Source organism: Rhizobium sp. RU35A (assembly GCF_900156005.1).
Classification (GTDB): Bacteria; Pseudomonadota; Alphaproteobacteria; order Rhizobiales; family Rhizobiaceae; genus Neorhizobium; species Neorhizobium straminoryzae.
The window spans coordinates 377996-402931 of the sequence record NZ_FTMR01000003.1 but is presented as its reverse complement, the minus strand read 5'-3'; the positions used below and the strand labels follow the sequence as shown (position 1 = coordinate 402931).

Below are 24936 nucleotides of genomic sequence, written 5' to 3'. Positions count from 1 at the left end.
CAGGGCCAACTATGGCATATCCGCCCCGCACGGACGGGACGGAAGCCGTTAGGGAAGTTCCGATCATCGATCCCGTCGAAACAGTTCTTCGATCACCAGTGAGTGGGTTGGAATGTCCACGTATCACTCTCAAAAGGGAGACTTTGTATTCCATTGCCGCGGTCCTCATATCCCGGCCGAAGAACGGACGGGCGCGCACAGAGCGTCATCCCACGGTGCGCTGATTCCTGACAGCTGTCAGGCAAGGTGACGATTGTTAACACGCTGATCAGCTGAAAAGCACCGCGCGCGTGAGCAGACGCAGCTTCCGCCATTCTCCACCAAACGCCGCTGGTAACCACCCACGCCCTTTCGCAGTGTTCACCGAAACAGCCGCAATCACGACATTTACTAACACCAGTTTGGTCGACAATGCGTGATGTCCAGCAGCCAACCGGTTACCGACCAGCGGCATAAACAGGATGGGTAGCATTGTCCAACCCACCCTGACAGCTGTCAGGGTCGCACCAAACCGATCAGGCACTTCGCGCCGCTCCCAACATTTCCCAAAGCCATGTGCCACAAGCCCCTGGTTGACAGTCTCAGGCATCGATGAAGACTTACAATCGCATCTATTTCAACAGAGCAGGTGAACAAATGCCGCTCTGTCAAGCCGACCGAAGTCGCGATGAGATAAACCTTGGAATACAGACCCAGGAACGAAGCATCGTCGGATCCCTCAGCGATCGAGAGGGAAGGGGAGGGGTCTCCTTCCCTCTTTCATCCCAGACCACAGCCAATGGCGAATCAATGCGATCACGAGCAGGCTCACCGGAGCCGGACCGTTCGCGGCGCGACGTCCGGTAAAGGAAACGGACACCCTTCCACACGCCATCGGCAGGGCTTCGCCGCATGCGGAGCAGCGCGATCCGGACACCTCCGCATGCAGTGTCCGACACATGACATCCTCGCAACCAAGTCTCCGAAAACCAAGTTGAGAAAGGACCATCCAAACCTCAACGCAACCGCAAGATGCATCCACGCGGTTCCGTGAATTGCCGATCAATTGAGATTCTCTCCGAAGTTCCAACGAAAGACGGCGCACCCTGAGGCGCATGCGGGACTGCCTGACATACCTGCGAGACAGGATTGGTGGTGCCCTCCCGGACGCCCAACCGTGAAAGCCCGTCCGCCCTCATGGTCGAAACGGGCAAGGCTCTGAAACGCAAGGGCGGCGAGGCGCCAGCCCAATCATCCTCACGCCTGCCTTCGGGAATTCATTCAGGAATCATTAACCATATCTATATGGCGTCGCCGCGTCCTGACACCAGAGCAAAGAGGCACAACTGTCGGCATGATCGCAGCACAAAACCACCGCCATCTGCTGACGTTGCAACCACCACCGTCTTCCCGTCATCGCCCTGGAGCGAGGTCGCTGGGTTCCTCCAGCCGCCCTGTGGGAACACATACTCGGCTGACGCAGATCCGCTTATTAGCTACTGCTTTACTTAACCCGGCTTTAAGCCTATCCGTCTAGAGTTTCCCCGTCATTGTCGCGGGGAATGTCATGCTCAACTTGCTGTTTCCGAAAGAAGACTTCCGTCGGGAGCTATCCGCCTTCCTCTTTGAAAACTCGCCAGATGCCTACTGCGTCATACGCGAGGGCCGGGTTCTCGCCTTCAACAAGGCTTTCAGCACAATCATGCGTCAACCCGACGCCCAACTCGTCGGCCTTTCTCCCGCTGAATTTTCTCCGGAGTTGCAGTTTGGCGGACGGCGATCCGACGAGCTGGCTGCCGAATACATCTCCCGCGCTATGCGGGATGGACATTGCCGGTTCGAGTGGGAAGTGCGCCGCACAGACGACAGCCGTTTCGCCGTCATGGTCACACTCATTCGCTGGCAGCGTCAAAATGAAACTCTGTTGATTTTCATATGGCAAGACATTGATGAGATGGTAAGGTTGCGCGAAGAGGACAGGGCTCGTCGTCTGCGGGAACAGCAGGAGGCACAAGCGGACCAGTTTGCGATCAGTCGGCTTGCAGCAGGACTGACGGCACTCGCCGAAGGTGATCTCACGGCACATCTGGACGTCGAATTCTCGCAAAAGTCCGAGGCCTTGCGCCGGAACTTCAATTCCACCGTCGACCGTCTTCGGGCACTTATCGACGAAGTCTCGACAGCGTCGAGCACCGTCCTGCAAACCTCACGCGAAATTGGTGCCGCGGCGACAGATCTCGCGTCACGAACCGAACGGCAAGCCGCAAGCGTCGAAGAAGCCTCTGACGCCCTGTCGCAGATTGTCGCCGGCGTTGCCGATGCGACGAGTTCCGCCCGTACTGCCAAGGAAACCATCGACAGCGCGCACAAGGATGGCGACAACGCCAAGAACATTGTGACCAAAGCGATTTCCGCGATGGAGGAAATTGCGCGATCGTCCAGCGAAATTGGCAAGATCATCGGCGTCATCGACGAAATTGCCTTCCAGACAAACCTTCTTGCGCTCAACGCCGGCGTCGAGGCTGCCCGGGCAGGGGAGGCGGGCAAGGGATTTGCGGTCGTCGCGCAGGAGGTACGCGAATTGGCGCAGCGTTCCGCCGCTGCAGCAAAGGAAATCCGCGCGCTGATTACCGCATCGAATCAACAGGTGAGCACAGGCGTCAGCCTGGTCGACGAAACGGGCCACGCCCTGTCGCGGATCGTCTCCCACATCGGCAATATCGATCATGTGGTTGGAAAAATCGAACAGAACGCTCGCGACCAGGAGGTTTCGATCCGCGAAATCGACAATGTGATCCGCAAGCTTGACCAGGTTACCCAGCAGAACGCGGCCATGGTGGAGGAGACCGCGGCCGCGTCCACCTCCATGACCAATGACATGGGCGAAGTCGCCCGCATGTTGTCTGGTTTCCGGACCGGGAGGACGTTCGTGCAGCAGGGTCGGCGCGCCGCATAGAGCCTGCTGGTTCCAGCGAAAGCGGACAGATTTCGGAGTTTCTTCTTCCTGTTCGCCTCTTTTCGCGAAAAGCGGTGTCAGCTTTTCCCGCCACCTTCAAAGAAGGGATTTGCGGCCCTCAAGGGAGGACCGCAAACTGCATCTCTCACCGGATCATCGGGAGAAGATCGTTCACCGACTTCTTGGCGTCGCCATAGAACATCCGCGTGTTCTCCTTGTAGAAGAGGGGGTTCTCGATACCGGAGTAACCCGTTCCCTGTCCTCGCTTCGACACGAAAACCTGCTTTGCCTTCCACACCTGCAACACCGGCATGCCGGCAATCGGGCTGTTCGGATCTTCTTCCGCCGCCGGATTGACGATGTCATTGGAGCCAATCACGATGACCACATCGGTATCGGGGAAGTCTTCGTTGATCTCGTCCATTTCCAGAACGATGTCATAGGGCACCTTGGCTTCCGCAAGCAGGACGTTCATATGACCCGGCAGTCGCCCGGCGACGGGGTGGATTGCGAAGCGAACGGTTTTGCCGGCAGAGCGCAGTTTCCGTGTCAGTTCGGACACCGCCCCCTGCGCCTGGGCCACCGCCATACCGTAGCCCGGCACGATGATGACGCTGTCCGCCTCGTTCAGCGCGCTTGCCACGCCTTCGGCATCGATCGCGATCTGTTCCCCCGTCACCTCCATCTGGGGCCCGGTGGTTGTACCGAACCCGCCCAGGATGACCGATACGAAGGAACGGTTCATCGCCTTGCACATGATGTAGGAGAGGATTGCACCCGACGAACCAACCAGCGCACCGACGACGATCAGGAGATCATTCGACAGCGAAAAGCCGATAGCTGCGGCAGCCCAGCCCGAATAGCTGTTGAGCATGGATACGACCACCGGCATATCGGCGCCGCCGATCCCCATGATCAGATGATAGCCGATGAAGAAGGCCAGAAGTGCCATCAGGATCAGCGTCCAGATCCCGGCGCCGCCGACATAGAGAAACAGCAGGATCAGCGATAGAATTGCAGCCGCCGCATTCAGCGCGTGGCCGCCCGGCAGTTTCCTCGCCTTGCCGTCAACCTTGCCTGCAAGCTTTCCGAAGGCGATGACAGAACCTGTGAAAGTCACCGCGCCGATAAACACGCCGAGAAAAACCTCCACCTTGAGGATAACCTGTTCGACAGGGCTCTTGTGCGCAAGAATGGCACCGAAACCGGTTAGCGCCGAACGCATTGCTTCATCCATCGCGAGAACGCGGCCCAGTTCCAGATGCGCATTGAAACCAATGAAGACCGCGGCAAGGCCCACGAGGGAATGCATCGCCGCCACAAGTTGCGGCATCTCCGTCATCTGGACCCGCTTGGCAACAACCCAGCCAATCGCACCGCCGGCAGCAATCATCAGCACGGAGAGAAGCCAGTGTCCTGCGCCCGGTCCGTAAAGCGTCGCCAGAACGGCGAGTGCCATGCCGGCGATGCCATACCAGACGGCGCGCTTGGCGCTTTCCTGTCCTGAGAGGCCACCGAGCGAGAGAATGAAAAGAACAGCCGCGACAACATAGGCAGCGGTGGTGAAACCGTAATCCATCTTACCCTCTCCCGCCTCAGGACTTCTGGAACATCGCGAGCATCCGCCGCGTCACGAGGAAGCCGCCGAAGATATTGATGCCTGCCATAAAGACAGACAGAGCGGCCAGCAGAATGACGAGAATGCTACCGGATCCGATCTGCATCAGCGCACCAAGGATAATGATCGAGGAAATGGCATTCGTGACGGCCATCAGCGGCGTGTGCAGAGAATGCGAGACATTCCAGATCACCTGGAAGCCGACGAAGCACGACAGAACGAACACGATGAAATGGCTCATGAAGCTTGCGGGTGCAAAAAGCCCGGCCAGAAGAATGAGTGCGCCTCCCCCCAGCAGCAACCCAACCTGGTTTCGCGTCTGTGTGCGAAATGCAGCCGCCTCTCTCGCGCGCTTTTCCTCAGGTGAAAGTTCCTTCACCTTCTCCTTCGGACGGGCAGCGGCAATCGCCTGAACTTTGGGCGGGGGAGGGGGGAAGGTTATGGCACCCTCAAAGGTCACCGTCGCACCGCGGATAACATCGTCTTCCATGTTATGCACGAGGTTGCCATTCTTTGTCGGCGTCAGGTCCGTCATCATGTGGCGGATATTCGTCGCATAAAGCGTGGAGGCCTGCGTTGCCATGCGGCTCGGAAAATCCGTGTAGCCAATGACGGTTACACCATTCTCCGAGACGACCTTCTGATCCGCGACGGTCAGATCGCAGTTGCCGCCACGTTCGGCAGCGAGATCCACGATCACCGAGCCCGGCTTCATCGCCGCCACCATATCGGCAAGCCACAGCTTTGGCGCATCGCGACCGGGAATAAGAGCGGTGGTGATCACGATGTCGATCTCTGGTGCCAGTTCGCGGAACTTCGCCAACTGCTTTTCGCGAAACTCCGGAGACGAGGGCGCGGCATAGCCGCCGGTCGCCGCACCATCCTGGCTCGCCTCAAATTCGAGAAATACGAATTCGGCGCCCATGCTCTCGATCTGCTCGGCCACTTCGGGGCGTACATCAAAGGCATAGGTGATGGCACCAAGCGATACGCTGGTCCCGATGGCCGCCAGACCGGCAACGCCAGCACCGATCACAAGAACCTTTGCCGGAGGGATCTTGCCGGCTGCTGTCACCTGACCGGTAAAGAACCGACCAAAATTGTTGCCCGCCTCGATCACGGCCCGATAGCCGGCGATGTTCGCCATGGAGGAGAGAGCGTCCATCTTCTGGGCGCGCGAAATGCGCGGCACCATATCCATGGCGATCACATTGGCGCCCTTCTCCTTTGCCTGCTCCAGAAGCGCCGCGTTCTGTGCCGGATAGAAAAAGGAGATCAGCGTCTTGCCTGAATCCAGTCGCTGGATTTCCTCGGGAAGGGGAGGGCGCACTTTGGCAACCACGTCTGATGCGGAAAACAGTGCCGCCGCATCACCCACAACAGTCACACCGGCATTACGATAGGCCTGGTCGGAAAATCCGGCCGCCTGGCCAGCGCCCGTTTCAACAAGGCATTCATACCCCAGTTTCTGCAGTTGAACCGCACTATCCGGCGTTAAGGCAACACGTGCCTCACCCGCGAAAGTCTCTTTCGGTGTCCCGATCTTCATCCACCTCTCCCAATCTGCCAGCCGAGAACCTCCTGCCGGCGTCTGTCTTCAACACATTGTGTCGCCTGTGCCTGAAATACAGTCACAATATTTAAACCATGTTGGTTCCTTCGCTGCGGTGCAAGGCATCTTCCCGCTGATTCCGTTCGGCAGGCAAAGGCAATCGCCACAAGCGACCCAACTCGCCAGGGAAGGGGATGAAATTCAACGCTTCCCTGGACAGTCCAAATCAGACGACAAGACGCAAAGTTTCGCCGCGTGCCCGCAACAGGGCCATCAGCATCGGCCCGATCGAAAACTCGCCGCGCCGGGCCTTATCCGTCAGGCTTCGCAAATAGCCGCCCGGCGAACTGATATGACCGGCCCGCTCCAGGATACACGCCATCAGCGATGCCGCATTTTCGGCACCGAGAATTTCGCAGGCTTCCTGATAGGCAGACGGGCTGATGCCAAGCATCGACCGCACCACAATGGCCGCCGCCATCAAATCACGCCAGCTTCCAACGGCGCCGTCCGGACCGTAATTGATCACCTCCGGGCAGGCCTTCAGCACCAATCCCAAGGGGAACACCCGGCTATTTCCACTCTCACGTTTTTGAATGTCCGCCGGTTTCGCCTCTGGCTTCGTTTCGAAGGCTGGTTCAAGTTCATTGCTGGTTTGTGGTTTTGAATTATGTATGTGCTGCTCATTTTGAGCGCCTTTGCTGCTTATATTCTCAGCTTTAACGCTGTTTTTCAGCAGGTTAAGGATCATCTCCCTCAACGCTTCCATCTCGGCAAGCAGCGAATTGACGTCGGCGAGCCTCGGAGTTCGCGGCAGTTTGGCCACCAAGGCCACATACGCATCCTCGATGGCGATCCAGTCCCCCGGAGCCCCCTCCTCTATCGCGGCAGAAATCAGCTTGCGAATATCCCGTCGGCAGATCGTCAGGCTTTCCTTGGCCTGCCGAAAGGCCGCGCGAGCGGCCGCAACCTGCTGGGCAAGCCCTGCCAGTTCCTCGGCACGCATCAGCAGGGGAGAAAGATCAAAACCAAACGCGGCCTCGATGTCGCCGGCCCTGTCCTTGCGGATATAGCGTTTGCCGTTGGCACTATCCCGCCGGATGATGATCCCTGCATCCACAAGAAAGCCGAGATGACGGCGAAGTGTTGCACCCGCCATGCCATGCGCGCGCAGCGCCAGCTGTGTATTGGAGGGAAAGACGACCAGTTGACCGTCCTGGCGCAGCTCATTTTCCGGATAAAAGGTCAGAAGCGCGTCCAGAACCGCTATGCCTCGGTCTTGCAGACCAAGCAGTTCGCGTGCTTCCGCAACATCGCGGAATACCTTCCATTTATCCACAGTCTTTCCGGGCCGGATCCCGTCCACGTCCAGCTGTCGCTGCACGAGGGCAAGGGTCATCGGCCGCCGCCCAAAGGGCGTCGTCACATGTCCACCTGGCATATCTCTTCACCTATCAAGAGGCAAAAGAAGACCGTCCACCCGAAAAGGTGCCAAAGCGACTTGACTATGATTCGTGGAAATGCGAGTCTTGAGGTGCTAAATCAGAGAGGCTTCCACGACGGCAACGTTTTGGGGGCCTTTTTTCTTTTGCTGTGCTTCCTTTCCTGTACCTGCTTCGTCCAAACGTGAACGCCGTATGGCGGTCAGGACTTTTGATTGTCCCGTGTCGCGGTGAACCGCTCCACAAGCGATGGCAACTGTTGCTCGACGAAGCGAATGAAATCCTTTCCCAGCGGGCTGTCTGCGGAAATCCGCATCTCGCCTCCGGACACAAGGCAGGCGCCGAGACGTCGTCCATTTCGATCCGCAAGCAACTGTCCTGGCATGCGCGCTGGCACGCCGGGCTTCACAGCGGACAGAACGCGCTGGAACCGCAGATCCGATGTCAGAGCATCAACCGCCAGCCCCGACAAGGTGCTGCGGACGACATCCAGCGCTCCGGGCTCACTGTTCAGGGTCTTCGCCAGATCCAGCCAGCGCGGACGGCCGATCTTCGGCGCACGGCCGATCGCTTCGATGACATCCAATGGAACCGCGCGGTAGACACTGCGCATGCGGGCAAGTTCCGCATCCTCGATCGAAAGGGCGGCATAGATGTCGCGCGGCCGAACCCCGGCTTCATCCATGCGCAGCGCAAACAGGGCACGCTCGATCCAGGTCAGATCCTGGCGGTTGGCATTCTCAATGCCTTGAGCCACCACAAGATCGATATCGGAAAGCTCAACCTCAAGCGCCCGCACCGACTGCTGCAGTTCAAGAGCAGCGCGCCAGCGGCGATGACCATAGACGATCTGGTAACGCCCCGCCGCCGTGGGGTGACGACGAACCTGGATCGGAACCTTCTGACCTTCCGAGGCAATGGAGCGCTTGAACGCCTCGAAATCCGAGACATCGTCATCCGGCAGCCGATCTGGATAGGGTGAGGGATCGACGAGCTTCGGATCGAGTTCGAGAATGGAGCCGCCACCCGCTTCCACGATGGCACGCAGGCGGTCGCGCTCGGCACGAATGTCGTCGATCGCCCGATGCGCGGCACCGATCACACCGGCCCCGACACGTGGCTGAGGCGTCTGGCCGGGGGAGGGGGCAACGGCAGGAGGTACCGTTGCAACGGGCGAAGCCGGCGTCGTCACCGCCGGCTCGCTTTCCAGTTCGGCTGACAACAGGCCGAAGCTTGCAACGATCGATTTCCGGGGCGATTTGGTCATCCTCTTCCCCAACTTGCAGTAATCAGACTTTCGATGGCCTGGTTGACGGCATCGACCGCCTCGCGGGCACGGCGATGCGTATCACGACCGATCTGCCCGACTTCCAGTTCATAAATCGAGCATTTCGCCAGACCGGCAGCCTCGACCGCCGTGCTTTCAATGGCCGTCGGCAAAAGCACATCGGTACCGAACAGGTGACGCAGCATGGCAACCACCTGCGACTGCGGTGCATCATTCGGATTATGTCGTGTCACGAGATAGCGGATGAAATCCTGATCCAGATGCGCACCGCTTTCATTGAGAACGTTGATCAGGTCACCCATCATCAGCAGGAACTGGCTCATCGAGGCGACGTCCAGCATGGCCGGATGGACCGTGATGATCAGGCTTGTGGCGGCATAGATGGCACTCAGGGTGAGAAAGCCGAGAGACGGCGGCGTATCGAGGATCACCACGTCATAATCGGACTCGACTTCCGCAAGAGCCAGCTTCAGCCTTTCGAAGAAGATCGCACCGAAACTCGACCGGTTGGCAAGCACGCGTGGCGTCTCGTGTTCGTATTCCATCACCTCCAGATTGCCCGGAATAAGATCGACGCCATCAAAATAGGTCTTGCGGATAATGTCGCGGATCGGCCGACGCTCGGCCTCGTCATAGCGAAGCGTGGCATAAATGGTCTCGTTGGCGCCAACATCCACTTCCGGCTGCGCACCGAACATCGCAGACAGCGATGCCTGCGGATCGAGATCAAGCGCCAGCACCCGGTACCCCTGCAGGGCAAGATAATGGGCCAGATGCACGCAAGTCGTCGTCTTGGCGCTACCACCCTTGAAGTTGGCAATCGCAATCACCTGAAGGTGCTCGCCAGCGCGGCGGCGCGGAAGAAAGCGGAGCGCTTCCGCTGGCTTCTGCCGTGCAAAAAGCTCACGCAATTCGTTGATTTGCGCCAGCGTATAGACGCGGTGATTGTTTTCCAGGCGGCTCGGAACCGGCCCACGTCCTTCGCTGGACATCAGCTTGAGCGTCGAATCCGGAATCGACGTGAGCTTCGAGACCTCGTTGGTCAGAAACTGACGCAGCGATTTCTCCGACTTCGGCGGATACATACGTGTGCGTAACTGCTGCAGTTGACTGGACAAAAGCCCTGCATGCCGGGCAATCTTGCTCCCGGCATCTTCACGCGAAGGTGCAGCCATGTCTGCCTGATTTGCTATCGCCATGCTTCCCTCTTGGCGGCCCGTCGCCGGTTTGCCGGCCATAACCCGCCAAACATAGAACATGATTCTGCCGATCCGTCCACAGGCGAAGGGTTAACGCGACATAAACGAAGCGGGTGACGCAAACAGAGATTTCCTTAAGTCTCTGATTTAAATATGTATTCTAGAAGACAAGCCCATCGTCGGTCACGGGGGCCTCGCCGTCAGCCGCCCTTTCGCGGCCATAATCATCACGTGGATGTGCTGCAATCGGAGCACCAGAGACAGAATCAAAACAGGGGCAGCCGGATCCGTCCTGCCCCGAAAACAAGGCCCCTGCCGCCATCGATCAGCCGCTTGCGAGTTGCACCATGCGGTTGGCCAAAGCGAGCCGTTCGGCGAGCGAAGAGGCAAGCAGACGGTGAACGAGCGTCGCGAGGGTCGGATCCTCGCGCTCCAGTCGGCGAACGGTGTCACCCGCAAGCCGAAACAAGGTTGCTCTCTCCTCGACGATCACATCAGCCGTTCGCATGCCTCCGACATAGAACGCCACTTCGCCCAACACCGCACCGGCGGTCATGCTGCGCAGACGCAAGCTGCGCCCATTGGACAGCGTCAGTTGAACCCGCACGCGACCTGCCCCCAGCAGGAAGACATCATCAGCCTGCTCGCCGGCCGCCATCAGCCTTGCTCCCGGCGGCCGCTCCAGCCTTTCCATCGTCCGGATGAGGTCGGGAAGTCGCGGGTGAAAGCCGAGACGCTCCACGAGTTGTGCCGCAATGTCGCCGGGCTCATCCACGCAACCAAACTGTTGAAGAAGACGATCCTCCGCATTTTCCAGAGCATGATCGAGATCGGGCGCAAGATTGACCGGTGACGGATCGTCGCCGGACATGTCCACCTGCTGCTGCACCTGCAGCACCAGCGGCATCGCGGGCGAAAGGATCAGGGCAACGTCCTGGCGCCTCGCCATATTGGCGATTTTCGTGAAGCCGGCAACCGCCGCGGAATCCATCCCGCTGACATTACGCAAATCCAGAATCAGGAAACGCGGCGCCGTTTCCGCCGCAAGGAGCCGCTGGACCGCGCGTACGACTTGCTCCATCGTGCCGAAGAACAGATATCCCTGCAGTTCGATGGCGCGGATCAGTTCCCCCTTTTCCGCCAGAAGATGATTGGCAGCCGGAAACCGGTCCGTGCTGCTGCGCCGGTCTCGACCGCTGGCAGAAAATCGGATCACGGGAAGCCGTGCATAGGTGTAGACGAAGGTCGCGATGGCAAAGGCCAGCCCCACCGCCATGCCGCTCAGAAAGCCGAAGGCCATGATGGATGCCACGATGACAAGCACGATGGCCCATTCGAGCGGCGGAAGCTTGCGGCAGGTGACCACCGCCCAGTCATGGACCAGTTCGCCGCCCAGCATCAGCATCAGGCCGGCGGCAAGAAAGAGCGGCACACCGGCGGCCAACTCGGTTGCGAAGGGCAGGGCAAGCGCCATCACCAGCCCCGTTGCAAGACCCGCAGTACGCCCCTGAACCCTGAGGCGATCCGCAAGCAAGGTCATGCCAAGCCCCGTAAAGCCGGCGGCACCTCCAAACAACCCGGTCACGAGATTGGCCTGGCCGGCGATCTTCAGCTCTCTGTTGGCGTCGATTTCCGTGCCGGCGGCAACTTCGAGACCGCTGATGTTCAACAATAGACCGGCCATGGCGATCAACGGCACCGAGACGAGAACCGGCGTGACGCTGAGAACCGCGCTCCAGTCTGCATGCGTCATCACCGTGAGGGGCGAGGGCAGTTGAAAGCCGCCGCCGCTTGCCGCTTCCGGCAGCCATCGCCAGGACCGAACTGTCTCCAGGGGAATGCCGGCAACAGCGATCACCAGATAAAAGAGCCCAACCGACAGGACCATCACGACCGGTGCGGCGAAGGGGCTGCTGATCAACCGCAAGGCCGCCGACATCACGCCGGCAAACAGGATTGCCGGCACAAGAATGCCGATCACCAGCGGGTCGGAAAAGGAGAGCAGGATGTCCGCAAGGTTGCTGTGAGCAGAAATCATCATCAGCGCGCCATCGACCAACAGCCAACCCGATCCCGCCAGAAATCCCGCGATGACGGAATAGGGCATGAACCGCACCAGAACCCCAAGCCGAAACTGCCCCAGAGCATAGAACAGAACCCCTGTGGCGACGGTGCTGACTCCCAGGATGGCAAAGGTGGTGGCAACCGCACGATCCGCGCTGCCTCCGGACATTGAGCCAACGGCGGCCGTGACAGCAGCCGCGAGGATGGCAATCGTCGTCTCCTGGACCTGGGCGACACTGGAGGCGTGGCAGGAACGCCATGCCACGTAAAGGGCCAGAATCACGCAGCTGACCAGCATGACGCTGACACCAGCGGCCAGACCTGCAGCCTGAGGACCGGAAAAGATCAGCGCAGCGAAGGCAATACTGGTGCCCAGACCGTCAATGCCAGCAAGAACGCCAAACATGGCAGGAGAGAAATAGCTGCGTATCATTGACATCATCAAGGAACCACGACTGTCCAGGCTTGCTCATTCTGGCGAAAGCCAAGGCGGAGGACCCTTTATAGGCACGCCACCCCGAAGGCACAGACACAGACAGGCTGCGATTTCGTCCCCGACTACGTGTATTTCGTCCCGGCAAAAAACTTTCCACAGATCGCCATGGCAATGATTGTGGCGAGGCTCGGACCAGCAAATCTGCTGCCCGTTGCAGCCACCGCCCACCGCCCGCAGATCGGCAAAACGCCTGTTTCCCGGGGGGATCGCCGCCCATCCCCTTTTGCCTGATCAGCGCCATCATCCACGGCCAGATCTGCAGCCTCATCGCACCGGTCGAGGCAGCGGGACGAAAAGCGACCAGTCTGGGACGAAATTGCGCCTTTGCTAAACCTCTGATTCCTCCTCATGTCTCGGCCGCTTATGTTAAATGCCGGTCAGGGCATGGGGATTCTCGGTCAGGACAATGATTTCAGTCAGTACGCTTTCCAGATGGATTTGCGGCGCGGTCGTCTGCGCAAGTGTTTGCACGCCGGCAGTCATGGCGCCGTCTTGGGCGCAGGCGGCTTCGTCGGACTTCAACCGGCCGCCGCGCGCAGCAAACGCCGACGTGGAGAAGATCGAAGCGCGACGCAAGGTGCTGTTTCAGCAGATGCTGGATAAGCCAGGCAATCTGGATGTGGCATTCGAATATGCAGCACTCTCGTCCCAGGTGGGCGATCTCGAGGGGGCAATCGCAACGCTCGAGCGCATGCTGATCTTCGCACCGGGACTGCCGCGCCTGCAGCTGGAACTCGGCGTGCTCTATTTCCGGCTGGGTGCCTATGCGACGGCGGAAACCTATTTCAAGGCGGCGGCATCCGGGACCAACGTTCCGCCGAAGGTGCGCGACAAGGTCAACGAATACCTTGAGGCAATCGAGCGCAACACACAAACCAGTGTGTTTGCCGGTTCTGTCACCACAGGTCTTCGTTACCAGAGCAATGCCAACAGCGGTCCAAGCTCCCAGTTCGTCACGCTGAACGGGCTCGACTACGTGCTGTCGGACAATGCACGCAAGACGGCCGACACCAATGGCTTCCTTACGGGTGATTTCACCGCCCTGTTCGACCTTCCCGGGCAGGGGGAAAAGTTCAAGGTGAACCTGCGCACCTATGCCGAAGCCTATCGCGACCGGCACGATCTCAATCTGGCCTATGCGGAACTGGCAGCCGGCCCTTCCTTTGACCTCAACCGTTTCGGCTGGGAAGGCTATTCGCTGGATCTGTATGGCATCGCCGGCGGCGGCATCCTGTCCGGCGATCCACTGACGTCGGTCCTGGGTGCCGGAGCACTGCTTGGCGTGCGCGCGTCCGATGACGTGTTCTACGGTCTGCGCAGCGAATATCGCCACGAGACCTACTACAACTCTGCGGATCATCCGCGTCTGGATGAAAAGACCGGCGACCGGTTCCAGGCGCAGTTGCTCAGCACCTTCCGCCTGACCAGCAGCCTCAGCCTCGGCGTTTCCGGCATCATAGACCGCTTCGATGCGGATGTCGGAAGCAATGCATACTGGCAGTATGCCGCTGTCGTCGGCGCCTCGATCGATTTCGACAGCCCGATCGTCGCACTCCCGGGTCTCTGGAATTTCGGCGTCTCCACCCAGGTCTCGCAACGCCATTACGACGAAGCGGATCCGATGATCAGCAGCGAGACGCAATCGACCACGAAATGGTCGATCAACGTCACCCAGACAATTCCGCTGGACAAGACCTGGGCTGCGCAGATCCAGGCCAGCTACCAGAAGTCCTGGTCCAATTACGATACGAGCGAATTCGACAATGCCACGATCAGCCTCGGGCTGAAGAAGGTCTTCTGACATGGTCAAGATCCGTCATCGTTTCCTTGCCGCCACCAGTCTTGTGCTGACCTCCCTACCGGGTCTTGCCGCAGCCGAGGTATCGAACCGTGTCGGCGTCACCAGCGCCGTCAACCAGGATGCCAGCGCCCGCCTGCAGGGCGGCATCACCAAGACGATAGCGATCGGCGATGAGGTCATCCACAATCAGGTGATCAACACCAGCAATATCGGCCTTGTGCAGATCCTGCTCGCCGATGGTACCGCCTTCACCGTCGGTCCGAATTCAAGCCTCACCATCGACAACTTCGTCTATGATCCGGCAGCCGGCACGGCCAAGGTGTCCGCAAGCCTCTCCAAGGGCTTCATGCGCTTCATCGGCGGACGCACGTCCAAGACCGAGGATGGCGCAACCATCCGCACCCCGATCGGCACGGCCGGAATCCGCGGCGCCGTGGTGGACATCGACCTCGGCAATATCGGCCAGCAGCTGCCACGCGACGAACGTGGTCGCAAAGGCAAAAATGGTGAACGCAGGAACCCGCCGCATGTATCGATGATCTTCGGTCGCGAGGTCGTTCTGACCTCCGGCGGCCTGTCCAACCGAATCTTCCAGGCGGGCTATTCGATCGTCGTCGATGGCGACAAGCGCTACGAGACCCGGACGCCGGAAACATTCCTGCAAGACATGCAGGATCGGCTGGCCGGCCGCGACGGCACGCATGGCGGAGTTCGCGTGCCGCCGAATGACCAGCAGGTGGCAGACAGCGGAATCGAGCGGCACAATTCGGCAAGTCCCATTCCCTATAACGTGCCTGTGCCCGTGTCCCGACCGGACGGTCTGCCGGGTGTCGTCGCTGCCTCGGAAGCACGGAACGCAGCGGTTGAAAATGCCGCGCGTCCGGTGGTCGTCACTGTGCCGCGCTCTGACAGTGTGCGCGTGCTGACGCTGCGCACACCCGGAAGTGGCGACGGCATCATCGGCGGCGACGCCGGCAGCGAACGAACAGGCACGCTCGCCGGCAACGAGGGCAGCACCGGCACCGCCACGCTGAGTGATAACAGCACCCTCAGCCTGCCGATCTTTGCCGATAGCACCGGGCTCACTGTCAACCCTGTCAGCGTCACCACGGGCAACGGTACCTACACCGGCAACGCCTATGTCGGTCGCGATGGCTTCCGTGCCTATCTTCTTTCGCAGGGAACCGATCCGCTCTACATCATCTCAGGCACCGCAACGCCAAATGTTCCAAGCGTGTTTTCCACGTCAGGCACCCGCCATTACGCCCTGACCGCCGATCCGCTGACCGGCCTCGTCACCGGTTCGGGAACCACCATTCCCTTCGCCGATGCCACGCGGCTTGCCTCCCTCAATCTCAGCGGTGCGGTCTCCAGCGACCTGCTGATGACAGGCACGCCTGATGATTTCGACTTCCCGTCCACGACAGCGCGCGGCCTGCAGGCCTGGCTGGTAATCGACGGAACAGGAGCGAGCCAGAAAAGTGCGATCGGCATCATGACCGGCGAAATGTCGGGGTCTGGCACCGCCTACGGCTTTACCGGTCAACGCGGCGGCAGCGACCGGCTTGATGCCAGCGATGGCTCAACCTCCTATTCCGGAGAGGTTGCGAGCGCCCCGGTTGCCGATGGTGGCTCCGGCGTGTTCGGCGCCAACGGGGACTATATGGTTCTCACCAATGCCATCGGCAGCAACGCCTCATCCTATCACGACGAAGGCAACCACAACGCCATGGCGCCAACCGGTGGCGACTTCTCGACGACGCATGTGGCCAGCCTGACCTCGATCGATACGAATGCCGCCCGCAGCTATGCAGGACAGACGATCAAGGGCTATTCGGCCATTGCGATTACCCGCGACAATGTCACCACGCTCAAATCCGGAACATCCTCGTTCAGCTTCAATGGTGATCGCGGCACCTTCAGCGCAACGTTCCAGCGGTTCGACACGGACAGCAACCCGTACAACGACGAAATCGGCTTCACCGACGCCTATGGCGGCGCCGTCTATGTCGATGACCAAAACTTTGCCTCCGCGGGAGCGAACAATCGCAACTATGTGGTCAGCGCCAAGACGGTGCCGGCGAAGATCTTCGATGGCGGCACCTCTGCCGAGCTTTGCCAGTGCGCCTACATGAGCTGGGGTTGGTGGGGCTCTGCCGATGTCAGCGACGGTTACACACAGAACGCCCATATGGGGAACTGGGTGATCGGCGATATCACGGCCAATGTCGCCATGCCCTCAAGCGGTCAGGCGACCTATACCGGCCATGCCGTTGGCACCGTTCTTTCCGGCTCCAGCCAGTATATTGCCACCGGAAACATGTCGGCGACCATGGATTTCGGCGCCCGCACCGGCAACGTGGCCGTCAGCAATTTCGATGGTCATGCGTTCGACAGCAATGTCAGTTTCGCCTCATCGTCGACGTTCACCGGAACCAATGGTGCAACCGCGCTGACGGGCTCCTTCGTCAACAATGGCGCCACGACCGCACAGGGCATCATGGGATCCTTTGCCACATCCGCATCGGGCTGGTCGGCCTCGGGCATCTTCGGCGGCAACCGAAATTGACCTGCGGATACCGGAACGCATGAAATCACCGGTCTCCCTCAGGCGGAAACACCGATTTCCCCCGCCAGCGCTGACAGCGCTGGCGGGTTTCTGCGTTCTGATGATGTGTCTCGGCTTTCTGCGCGCCGACCCGTCCGTCACGGCTGTCCTTAGCAATCAGCTTTTCGATACCTATCAGCAACTGCATCCTCGCCCTGCAACCGATCCGCCTGTGGTGGTGGTGGATATCGACGAGACCTCCATCGACAGACTTGGACAATGGCCATGGTCCCGCGCGGTGATCGCGCGCATGGTCAATCGGCTGCAACTGCTCGGCGCTGCTGCGATTGGCTTCGACATCGTCTTTTCCGAGCCGGATCGGCTGTCGCCCGCACGCGCCGTGGAGGATCTGCGCCGGCGCGGTGTCGGCATCACGCTTCCAGAAGGCGGCGAGCCACTGGATAATGACAACATCCTTGCCGCAGCGCTTTCTGCAAGTCCCTCCGTGCTCGGCTTCGCCCTGACGGACGAAAGCCACATTGCCCCCAATGCGGCCAAGGCAGGCTTTGCCTATGGTGGCAGCGATCCCCGTTTCTATCTGCCGCCATTTACCGGTGCCGTTCGTAATATCGAGGTGCTGCACAAGGCCGCGCCCGGTGCCGGCTTCTTCTCGTTCAGTCCGAGCGCCGACAATGTCATCCGCAGCATGCCGCTTGCGGCCGTCGCAAACGGGCAGATCTATCCCGCTCTTGCCGTGGAAAGCCTGAGAATTGCACAGGGCGCCCAGGGCTTTGCCCTGCGCGGCAACGATGCAAGCGGGGAAGGGGGAGGCGGTAGCCACGGCATGACCAGCCTCCGGGTGGGTTCGCTGGACGTGCCGACAGCAGCCGATGGGCGCATGCGGCTCTATTTCTCCGGCATGCCGCAGATGACGACCCTGTCGGCCGCCGATCTGCTGGAAGATACCAACACGGCTCGAATTCGCCAGGCCGTGGAAGGCCGCATCGTGCTTGTCGGCACCAGCGCAGTGGGACTGCGCGATATTGTTGCAACGCCCGTGGCCGCCGCCATGCCGGGCGTGACGGTGCATGCCGAAATCATCGACCAGATCATTGCCGGTGCCTTTCTGCAGGAACCGGACTGGGCACATGGCACTCTGCTCCTTGTCACGCTGCTTTGTGGTCTGATGCTGATCCTTATCGCAACCCGCAGCGGCGCGCTCGCCAGCGCCATGATGCTGGCCGGCCTGATCACCGGTCTGGTCGCCATGTCGTGGATCGCCTTCACGCGACTCTCCCTGATTCTCGATCCTGTCGGCGCGGTGGTGACACTCGTTATCGTGTTTCTGCTGCTGACACCGCTGAGGCTCGCGCTCGAAAACCGGGAAAAGAGAATCGTGAAAGGCGCATTCGGCCGCTATCTCGCACCGGCTCTGGTGGAACGGCTGGCTCGTGAACCATCCGCTCTCGAACTTGGCGGAGAAACGCGCCGCCTTACCGTGATGTTTTCCGATATCCGCGGCTTCACGACCCTGTCCGAAGGCATGGATCCGCAGACGCTGACCAGCCTCATCAACTCTTTCCTGACGCCGCTGACCGATGTCCTTTTGCGACGCGAGGCCACGATCGACAAATATATCGGCGACGCGATCATGGCGTTCTGGAATGCGCCGCTCGATATCGAGGGGCACGAAGAGAAGGCTTGTCGCGCCGCCCTCGACATGGTCAAGGCGGTCGAGTTACTGAATGCCAGCCGGCAGGAACCGATCAGGATCGGCATAGGTCTCAACAGCGGTGAGGCCTGTGTTGGCAATCTCGGTTCCGCCCAGCGCTTCAGCTATTCCGCGCTGGGCGACAGCATCAACCTCGCTTCGCGCATCGAAGGGCTCACCAAGCTCTATGGCGTGACGATCGCCGTCAGCGATTTCACACGCCAGGCGGTACCTTCACTTGCCTTCCTCGAGATCGACAACGTACGCGTCAAGGGCCGCGCCGCGCCCGTACGCCTCTATGCCCTGGTCGGCGATGAGACGGTCGCCACAAGCCAAATCTTTCAAGCGCTTGCCGAGCGACACGACGCTTTTCTCGACCATTATCGCCGGGGTGATTTTTCCGAGGCGAACACCCGCCTTGTCTCCTTGCGGCAGGGGGCACCAGCCGAACTGCAAGGCCTCTACGCGCTCTATGCACAGAGGCTGGAGGAGTTGCGGGCATATCCGCCGGGCCAGACCTGGGACGGTGTCTACACGGCGCGGACCAAATAGATTGCAAGGCTCTGCTTTCTTTGCGACCCGAGCCTGACCTGCCACGATAGCCAATGACCACCAAATCACAGAGACGTGTGATAACGATAGCCGTCCTGCATCACGTGACCCGCGCAACGAATTGCGATATTTGCGGCATTGTCTTATTTGTCATCACATATTTTGCGTTTTTTTAGTCGTCGGCAATGTAGAGCCTCGACCTGACGGTGCCGGTCGGCAAATGATTGGGTTGCAAAGCCGCATCCGGTGAACAACGAGACGATCTGGGGACTTCGTTTGACAACGGATACAATCGAACATCAGGTCATCCGCTCGCATGAGCTGAGCCGTGATGAGAATTTCGAATACTGGCGAGCGGGCGTCTCAAGTCTGTTCGAGGCAAGGCCATCAAAGGACGAACTGGAAAACTTCCGGGCTGACCTCGTCAGCTACAATCTCGGCTATTTCCTCATCGGGAAATCTTCGACAACCGCCCAGTCATTCCGCCGGACGCGCGAACTGGTTGCTGCCACAGGCGTCGATCATCTCCTGATCCAGCTCTATGTCGGTGGCGAATGTGCCTATGATGCCGATGGCGGTGTAGCGAAGGGGGTGCGCGGAGACATTGTCTGTTTCGACCTCAGCCGCCCGATGCAGAGCCAGACGAGCGACATGGACATCATCAGCCTCGTGCTGCCGCGGTCCCTGTTGCGGCTGACGCCACGGGTGATCGACGAGATGCATGGTTCACGCGTCATGGGCGATTCGACACTCGGCATTCTGCTCGGTGAACACATGATGTCGATGGCCAAGGTCGCCCCGCGCCTTGCCGGCGCGGAAGGTCGGCTCGCCGCGGAAGTCGCATCGGTTCTGGTCTCCAGCAGCTTCTCCGCCGCAGTCGCCGCGGAGCGTGAAACACTGATGGACATCAACCTGCAGACCATCCAGCTGTTCATCGAACGCAACGTGACCAACCCCGCGCTGTCACCCGAGATGATCATGCGCCATTTTGCCCTGTCGCGATCGGCACTCTATCGTCTGTTCGAACCGGTCGGCGGCATCGCAAACTACATACGCGAACGACGCCTCAAGCTTGCCTATCTGAAGCTGACATCGGTCGGAACGGCACGTGGCTCTGTCGCCAAGCTCGCCTATTCCACCGGATTTCCAAGCGAGAACGCCTTTTCACGCGCCTTTCAGCAGCATTACGGCATACGGCCGAGCGATGCGATCCGCAATGCGGAAGCCGGCATCCGGCTGAAAACCGATCTCGAATCAGACAGAGACAACTGGATGCAGCACTGGCTGGAGGGATTGCGCAGAACGACCTGAGTGTATCGCGGCGCCCGGAAAGGCTCAGGATGTCCCAAATTTGCTGAAATTTGTCCCATATCTTAGACAGCATCTTTTCTTCTGGTGCTGTAACGTTACAGTCACCATCTGTGTTACGATGATTATGTGCATGACGAAATAGGACGATATTTGACTATCCTGCCCAAGGAACTCTCCGCATGAGCTTCAGTGACCTGCAACAGTTTTGTATGCGACTGCGCAAGGATCGTGCGCTGGAAGCCCGAATTTCCGTCGCGATGCAGCAGGGGACAGCTGCCGTCGTGGCGGCGGGCAAGCGGGCTGGCTATTCCTTCTCCGAGGAGGAACTGTCGGTCACGCTTGCCGCCCATGACGCGCTGCAAAAACAGATGGCATCGATTGCCTGCACCACCGTCGTTGCCGGCTCGCCCGTGCCCCTGGCGCAGGTCGCCCTCAACGACTGATAAGATCGCCGGGGCGGTTGCCGCCCCGGCTTGACATGACAGCCCTGTTCAGCGCCCGATGAGGGTTGCAAGATTGCGTGCGCGTTCCAGACAGGCCGGCTGCTGGTCCTTGAAACGGTGCGAATCGATTTCCATGATCAGCATCGTGTCCGGCAGGAAGGTCAGTTCCGCAAAGATCTCGTCCCAGGCGATGTCACCCCAGCCGAGCGGCAGATGCAGGTCGCCGATCCCGAGCGCTGTCGCCTCGGCCGGATGAAAAAACTTGTCCATCGTATAGGGCAGGCCGAAACTGTCATGCACGTGAAGATGGCCGGTCACGGGTGCCATGGCACGCAGTTCCTCACGGAAGTCGAGCTGCTTGAACGTGGATTCGATATAGGCATGGCTGAAGTCGATCAGCGCCACCACGTTGTCGTGGCCAACGGCGCGCACCGTTTCCGCCACCTGGCTCGGCGTCTGGCGATACTGCCCGCTTTCGGTCGTAAAGATGTTTTCCAGCGCAATGCGCACGCCGTAGCCCTTGGCGACGTCGGCCATCTCGGACAGCGCCTCGCGTTCCATCAGGTCGAGATCCGCGCCGTTTTCGCCCTCGGCGAGTTGTGCAGCACCGGAATGGTGCACCAGAATGCCGGCGCCCAGGCGATTGCAGAGCTCAAGCATGGCGCGCACCACCTTCTTTTGCAGGGCGAGGTGCTGGCGATCCATGAAGTTGGACGAGATCTGCCCGTGCAGCGACAGCTTCTTGAAGCCGTAGGCGCGCACGATCTCCTCCACCCGGCGCGTGCGATCCTCGATGATGCGGCCGCCGGACACGATTTCCTCGGCATAAATGCCGATCTCGCAGGCATCGGCACCGGTATCGGCGATCTCGCGCAGCGACGCGTCGAGAACCGAAAGGTCACCATGGCCCGTGCGGTTGCAAAAGCCGATGGCTGAAATGATCTCGTTCATCAATGGACTCCCATGGTCTGTTCGGAATGCTGGCTGGCGGCCGGTGCCGCAACCGGTGCGGCCGCATCCGTCTCGATGCGGCGGCCGGATTCGATGTCGAAAAAATGCAGGTGTTCGCTCGGCAGGGTGAGGAACAGGCTGTCGCCTGCCGCCACCACTGTATGATCGTCCAGCGAAATGGCAAAGGGCAGGCCGTCCACCTCGCAATAGGCGACGCGGCCGACGCCGAGTTCCTCGATAAAGTCGACGCGGGCTTCAACGCCGCCATCGCCCGGTGCGGCAAGGCGGCAATGTTCCGGCCGGATACCGACGGTCACATCCTGCCCGCGCAGTTTTGCGGCAAAGGCAGGATCGATCGCCACCATCGCGCCACCGAAGCGAATGCCGGCGCTTTCCACCTCGACGCGGCTGCGCACAAGGTTCATGGCCGGCGCGCCGATGAAGGAGGCAACGAAGGTGCTGGCCGGGCGGTGGTAGATCTCCAGCGGACGGCCCACCTGCTCCACATGGCCGCGATTCATCACCACCAGCCGGTCGGCAAGCGTCATGGCTTCGACCTGATCGTGCGTCACGAAGACCGAGGTGGCCGAGAGACGCTGGTGCAGCTTGCGGATTTCGGCGCGCATGGAGATGCGCAACTTAGCGTCGAGGTTCGAGAGCGGTTCGTCGAAGAGGAAGACCTTCGGCTCGCGGATGATCGCGCGCGCCATGGCAACGCGCTGGCGCTGGCCGCCGGACAGGGCAGCCGGCCTACGCGCCAGGTAATCCTGAAGGCCGACGATCTTCGCAGTCTCCGCAATACGGCGCTCCCGCTCCGCCTTCGGCACGCCGGAAACCTTCAGCGCATAGCCGATATTGCCGGCCACCGACATGTGCGGGTAGAGCGCATAGTTCTGGAACACCATGGCGCAGCCGCGCTCGCGCGGTTCCAGCCGGTTGACGACGCGACCGTCGATGGCGATCTCGCCGCCGGTGATGTCTTCGAGACCGGCGATCATGCGCAGAAGCGTTGACTTGCCGCAGCCGGACGGACCAAGGATCACGACGAATTCGCCGGAGGCGAAGAAGAGATCGACGCCATGCAGGGCAGGGGTCTTGCCGTAGCTCTTGCGTACGGCGCGAATAGCGATGTCTGCCATAGTTTCAAACCTTGTTTTCGGGGGCCGGATACGGCGTCACTTTTCGGTGGCCACCAGACCGCGGACGAACCAGCGCTGCAGCACGCCGACGACGATCAGCGGCGGCAGCATGATGAGCAGGGAGCCGGCCAGCGTGACATTCCAGTCCGGTGTGCCGTTGTCGGCGGGCAGCAGGGAGCGCAGCGACATCATCACCGTCTTGTAGGACGGGTCCGTGACCATCAGCAGCGGCCACAGATACTGGTTCCAGCCATAGACGAACATGATGGTCGTCAGCGCCAGCATGTTGGTGCGCGAGAGCGGCAGCAGCATGTCGAAGAAGAAGCGCACAGGGCCGGAACCGTCCATGCGCGCCGCTTCCGCCAGCTCGTCCGGCAGCGTCATGAAGAACTGGCGGTAGAGGAAGGTGCCGGTGGCGGTTGCGATCAGCGGCAGGGTGAGGCCGGTGTAGGAGTTCAGGAGGTTCCAGTCGATGCCAATCTGAATGTCGCCGAACAGCGACAGTATGGATTTCACCGGCTGCAGCAGGTCGGCCGCGACGGCATAGGTCGGAACGACGCGGACCTCGAGCGGCAGCATCAGCGTGATGAACACGCTCCAGAAAAACACGTGCTTCAGCGGCGAGCGGAAGAAGACGATGGCGAAGGCCGTGAAGGCCGACAGCGCCACCTTGCCGGCCGTCACCAGCACCGCCATGATGAGGCTGTTGGTCATGGCGGTACCAAGATCGGCCCGCTTCCAGGCCTGTGCCGCATTGGTCAGGAACTGGTTGTCCGGCAGGAAGCTGAAGGGAATGGCGTTGACCTGCTGCATGGTCTGGCTGGCGCCAGCGATGATCACAAGGAAGGGACCGATCAGCAGGATGAAGCCGAAGACCATGATGGCATAGGTTACGGCATTGGCGACGGGGGTGCGCTGGATCATGCCGCCCTCACTTGTAATGCACGCGCTTCTCGACGAAGCGGAACTGGATGAAGGTGAAGATCATGATGAGGCCGATCAGGATGATGCTCTGGGCCGAGGCGCCGGAATAGTTCAGTCCCTTGAAGGCTTCGTCGACGATCCGGTAGACCATGACTTCCGTGCCGTGGTTCGGGCCGCCTTCCGTCACGGCATGCACGATGCCGAAGGTGTCGGCGCCGACAAAGCCTTCCGTCATCATGGTGACCAGCAGGAAGAACAGGGTCGGGGCCAGCAGTGGCACCTGTACGTCGATCGCACGGCGGAAGGGACCGGCCCCATCCATGGCAGCGGCCTCGCCCAGGGCGCGCGGCACCGATTGGAGACCGGCCAGCAGGAAGATGAAGGTGTAGCCCGACCACTTCCAGATGAAGATGATGATGACCAGTGCCAGCGCATGCTCGCCATATTTGGCAGGGTTCCAGATATCCGGCCACATGGCGTTGAGCGACGCGGCGAGCCCACGCTCCGGCGACAGGATGAAACGGAAGGCCATACCCGCCGCGGGCCCTGCGATCGCATAGGGCAGGATGTAGAGAAAGCGGAAGAAGCCCGAGCCGGGCAGCTGCCGATCGACCGCAATGGCAAGAACGAGGCCGATGGAGATGGCAAACAGCGGACCGACGATCGCGAAGATGAGGCTGACGACCACCGAATTCCAGTAGAACGGATCCGCAAACGCCTCCTGGAAATTGGCAAATCCGACGAATTCGGCCGGTCCCCCAAACGGCGGCTCCAGGGTAAAGGCCCAGTTCACGACGGCCGCGACCGGCCAGTAAAAGAAGCAGAGGATCAGGAGAAGCTGCGGCAGGGCGAAGACAATCGGCAGCCACCAGCTTTTGAAGACGGCACGTTTTTCCATGAATGGACCAGAACGCTCTCGAGGAGAGGGAATGCCCCGCGACCCTCAGGTCACAACCCGCTGG

General features: G+C 60.3%; 18 protein-coding genes. 6 read left to right on the top strand and 12 right to left on the bottom strand.

The features are described from left to right. Positions 1-268: 268 nt before the first annotated feature. Positions 269-472, bottom strand: coding sequence for a hypothetical protein (locus tag F3H95_RS10325; RefSeq protein ID WP_149745877.1), 204 nt, complete (start codon positions 470-472; stop codon positions 269-271). A gap of 1074 nt (positions 473-1546) precedes the next feature. Between F3H95_RS10325 and F3H95_RS10320 the strand changes: the two genes are divergently transcribed. Further along, positions 1547-2935 (top strand): methyl-accepting chemotaxis protein, encoded by a 1389-nt coding sequence (locus F3H95_RS10320; protein ID WP_143125444.1) that lies wholly within the window; start codon positions 1547-1549, stop codon positions 2933-2935. Between the two features lie 145 nt (positions 2936-3080). Here F3H95_RS10320 and F3H95_RS10315 read toward each other — a convergent pair whose 3' ends face one another. From F3H95_RS10315 to F3H95_RS27145, 7 genes are all read right to left on the bottom strand, one after another. After that, positions 3081-4514: an NAD(P)(+) transhydrogenase (Re/Si-specific) subunit beta gene (locus F3H95_RS10315; protein ID WP_149745876.1), complete on the bottom strand. Its 1434-nt coding sequence runs from the start codon at positions 4512-4514 to the stop codon at positions 3081-3083. A gap of 16 nt (positions 4515-4530) precedes the next feature. Continuing rightward, on the bottom strand, positions 4531-6102 hold the full coding sequence (locus F3H95_RS10310) for a Re/Si-specific NAD(P)(+) transhydrogenase subunit alpha (RefSeq protein ID WP_149745875.1): 1572 nt from the start codon (positions 6100-6102) through the stop codon (positions 4531-4533). Positions 6103-6331: 229 nt separating this feature from the next. Further along, positions 6332-7546, bottom strand: coding sequence for a plasmid replication protein RepC (gene repC / locus F3H95_RS10305; protein ID WP_149745874.1), 1215 nt, complete (start codon positions 7544-7546; stop codon positions 6332-6334). Positions 7547-7749: 203 nt separating this feature from the next. Continuing rightward, a complete protein-coding gene (gene repB / locus F3H95_RS10300) occupies positions 7750-8814 on the bottom strand; it encodes a plasmid partitioning protein RepB (RefSeq protein ID WP_149745873.1) in 1065 nt (354 codons plus the stop codon). Continuing rightward, positions 8811-10073 (bottom strand): plasmid partitioning protein RepA, encoded by a 1263-nt coding sequence (gene repA / locus F3H95_RS10295; RefSeq protein WP_244617971.1) that lies wholly within the window; start codon positions 10071-10073, stop codon positions 8811-8813. Before repA ends, repB begins: the two co-directional genes overlap by 4 nt. Positions 10074-10359: 286 nt before the next feature. After that, positions 10360-12531: a SulP family inorganic anion transporter gene (locus F3H95_RS10290; RefSeq protein WP_210248548.1), complete on the bottom strand. Its 2172-nt coding sequence runs from the start codon at positions 12529-12531 to the stop codon at positions 10360-10362. A gap of 429 nt (positions 12532-12960) precedes the next feature. Next, entirely contained in the window at positions 12961-13116 is a 156-nt protein-coding gene (locus F3H95_RS27145; RefSeq protein WP_188134351.1) for a hypothetical protein, read from the bottom strand. A gap of 28 nt (positions 13117-13144) precedes the next feature. On the opposite strand from F3H95_RS27145, the gene F3H95_RS10285 reads away from it, so the two are divergent. The 5 genes from F3H95_RS10285 to F3H95_RS10265 all read left to right on the top strand — a co-directional run bounded on the left by F3H95_RS10285 (position 13145) and on the right by F3H95_RS10265 (position 20960). After that, complete coding sequence (locus tag F3H95_RS10285; RefSeq protein ID WP_149745872.1) at positions 13145-14395, top strand: tetratricopeptide repeat protein; 1251 nt, start codon at positions 13145-13147, stop codon at positions 14393-14395. Between the two features lies 1 nt (position 14396). Continuing rightward, on the top strand, positions 14397-16964 hold the full coding sequence (locus F3H95_RS10280; protein WP_149745871.1) for a FecR domain-containing protein: 2568 nt from the start codon (positions 14397-14399) through the stop codon (positions 16962-16964). A gap of 19 nt (positions 16965-16983) precedes the next feature. After that, positions 16984-19206 carry an adenylate/guanylate cyclase domain-containing protein gene (locus F3H95_RS10275; RefSeq protein ID WP_188134350.1) on the top strand — a complete coding sequence of 741 codons (2223 nt, stop codon included), beginning with the start codon at positions 16984-16986 and terminating at the stop codon, positions 19204-19206. Between the two features lie 276 nt (positions 19207-19482). Continuing rightward, positions 19483-20517 (top strand): helix-turn-helix domain-containing protein, encoded by a 1035-nt coding sequence (locus tag F3H95_RS10270; protein WP_149745869.1) that lies wholly within the window; start codon positions 19483-19485, stop codon positions 20515-20517. A 179-nt stretch (positions 20518-20696) separates the two neighbouring features. Then, positions 20697-20960, top strand: coding sequence for a Nif11-like leader peptide family natural product precursor (locus F3H95_RS10265; protein ID WP_143125434.1), 264 nt, complete (start codon positions 20697-20699; stop codon positions 20958-20960). Positions 20961-21008: 48 nt separating this feature from the next. Here the strand turns inward: F3H95_RS10265 and F3H95_RS10260 are convergent, their stop codons facing one another. The 4 genes from F3H95_RS10260 to F3H95_RS10245 are packed head-to-tail and all read right to left on the bottom strand — an operon-like array spanning position 21009 to position 24872. Beyond that, the gene (locus F3H95_RS10260; protein ID WP_149745868.1) at positions 21009-21911 is read right to left on the bottom strand and encodes a sugar phosphate isomerase/epimerase; all 903 of its coding nucleotides are present in this window, start codon (positions 21909-21911) and stop codon (positions 21009-21011) included. Continuing rightward, positions 21911-23050 carry a sn-glycerol-3-phosphate import ATP-binding protein UgpC gene (locus tag F3H95_RS10255; protein ID WP_149745867.1) on the bottom strand — a complete coding sequence of 380 codons (1140 nt, stop codon included), beginning with the start codon at positions 23048-23050 and terminating at the stop codon, positions 21911-21913. The genes F3H95_RS10260 and F3H95_RS10255 overlap by 1 nt, the downstream gene beginning before the upstream one ends. Positions 23051-23086: 36 nt before the next feature. Continuing rightward, on the bottom strand, positions 23087-23974 hold the full coding sequence (locus tag F3H95_RS10250; RefSeq protein WP_149745866.1) for an ABC transporter permease subunit: 888 nt from the start codon (positions 23972-23974) through the stop codon (positions 23087-23089). A 7-nt stretch (positions 23975-23981) separates the two neighbouring features. Further along, entirely contained in the window at positions 23982-24872 is an 891-nt protein-coding gene (locus F3H95_RS10245; protein WP_143125430.1) for a sugar ABC transporter permease, read from the bottom strand. Positions 24873-24936: the final 64 nt, after the last annotated feature.

Excerpts from the sequence above, each read along its gene's own strand:
- F3H95_RS10315 (WP_149745876.1), bottom strand. The coding sequence starts at position 4,514 with ATGGATTACGGTTTCACCACCGCTGCCTATGTTGTCGCGGCTGTTCTT.
- F3H95_RS10310 (WP_149745875.1), bottom strand. The coding sequence starts at position 6,102 with ATGAAGATCGGGACACCGAAAGAGACTTTCGCGGGTGAGGCACGTGTT.
- F3H95_RS10260 (WP_149745868.1), bottom strand. The coding sequence starts at position 21,911 with ATGAACGAGATCATTTCAGCCATCGGCTTTTGCAACCGCACGGGCCAT.
- F3H95_RS10325 (WP_149745877.1), bottom strand. The coding sequence starts at position 472 with ATGCTACCCATCCTGTTTATGCCGCTGGTCGGTAACCGGTTGGCTGCT.
- F3H95_RS10255 (WP_149745867.1), bottom strand. The coding sequence starts at position 23,050 with ATGGCAGACATCGCTATTCGCGCCGTACGCAAGAGCTACGGCAAGACC.
- F3H95_RS10280 (WP_149745871.1), top strand. The coding sequence starts at position 14,397 with ATGGTCAAGATCCGTCATCGTTTCCTTGCCGCCACCAGTCTTGTGCTG.
- F3H95_RS10250 (WP_149745866.1), bottom strand. The coding sequence starts at position 23,974 with ATGATCCAGCGCACCCCCGTCGCCAATGCCGTAACCTATGCCATCATG.
- repA (WP_244617971.1), bottom strand. The coding sequence starts at position 10,073 with ATGGCCGGCAAACCGGCGACGGGCCGCCAAGAGGGAAGCATGGCGATA.
- F3H95_RS10265 (WP_143125434.1), top strand. The coding sequence starts at position 20,697 with ATGAGCTTCAGTGACCTGCAACAGTTTTGTATGCGACTGCGCAAGGAT.
- repB (WP_149745873.1), bottom strand. The coding sequence starts at position 8,814 with ATGACCAAATCGCCCCGGAAATCGATCGTTGCAAGCTTCGGCCTGTTG.
- repC (WP_149745874.1), bottom strand. The coding sequence starts at position 7,546 with ATGCCAGGTGGACATGTGACGACGCCCTTTGGGCGGCGGCCGATGACC.
- F3H95_RS10245 (WP_143125430.1), bottom strand. The coding sequence starts at position 24,872 with ATGGAAAAACGTGCCGTCTTCAAAAGCTGGTGGCTGCCGATTGTCTTC.
- F3H95_RS10290 (WP_210248548.1), bottom strand. The coding sequence starts at position 12,531 with ATGATACGCAGCTATTTCTCTCCTGCCATGTTTGGCGTTCTTGCTGGC.
- F3H95_RS10320 (WP_143125444.1), top strand. The coding sequence starts at position 1,547 with ATGCTCAACTTGCTGTTTCCGAAAGAAGACTTCCGTCGGGAGCTATCC.
- F3H95_RS10275 (WP_188134350.1), top strand. The coding sequence starts at position 16,984 with ATGAAATCACCGGTCTCCCTCAGGCGGAAACACCGATTTCCCCCGCCA.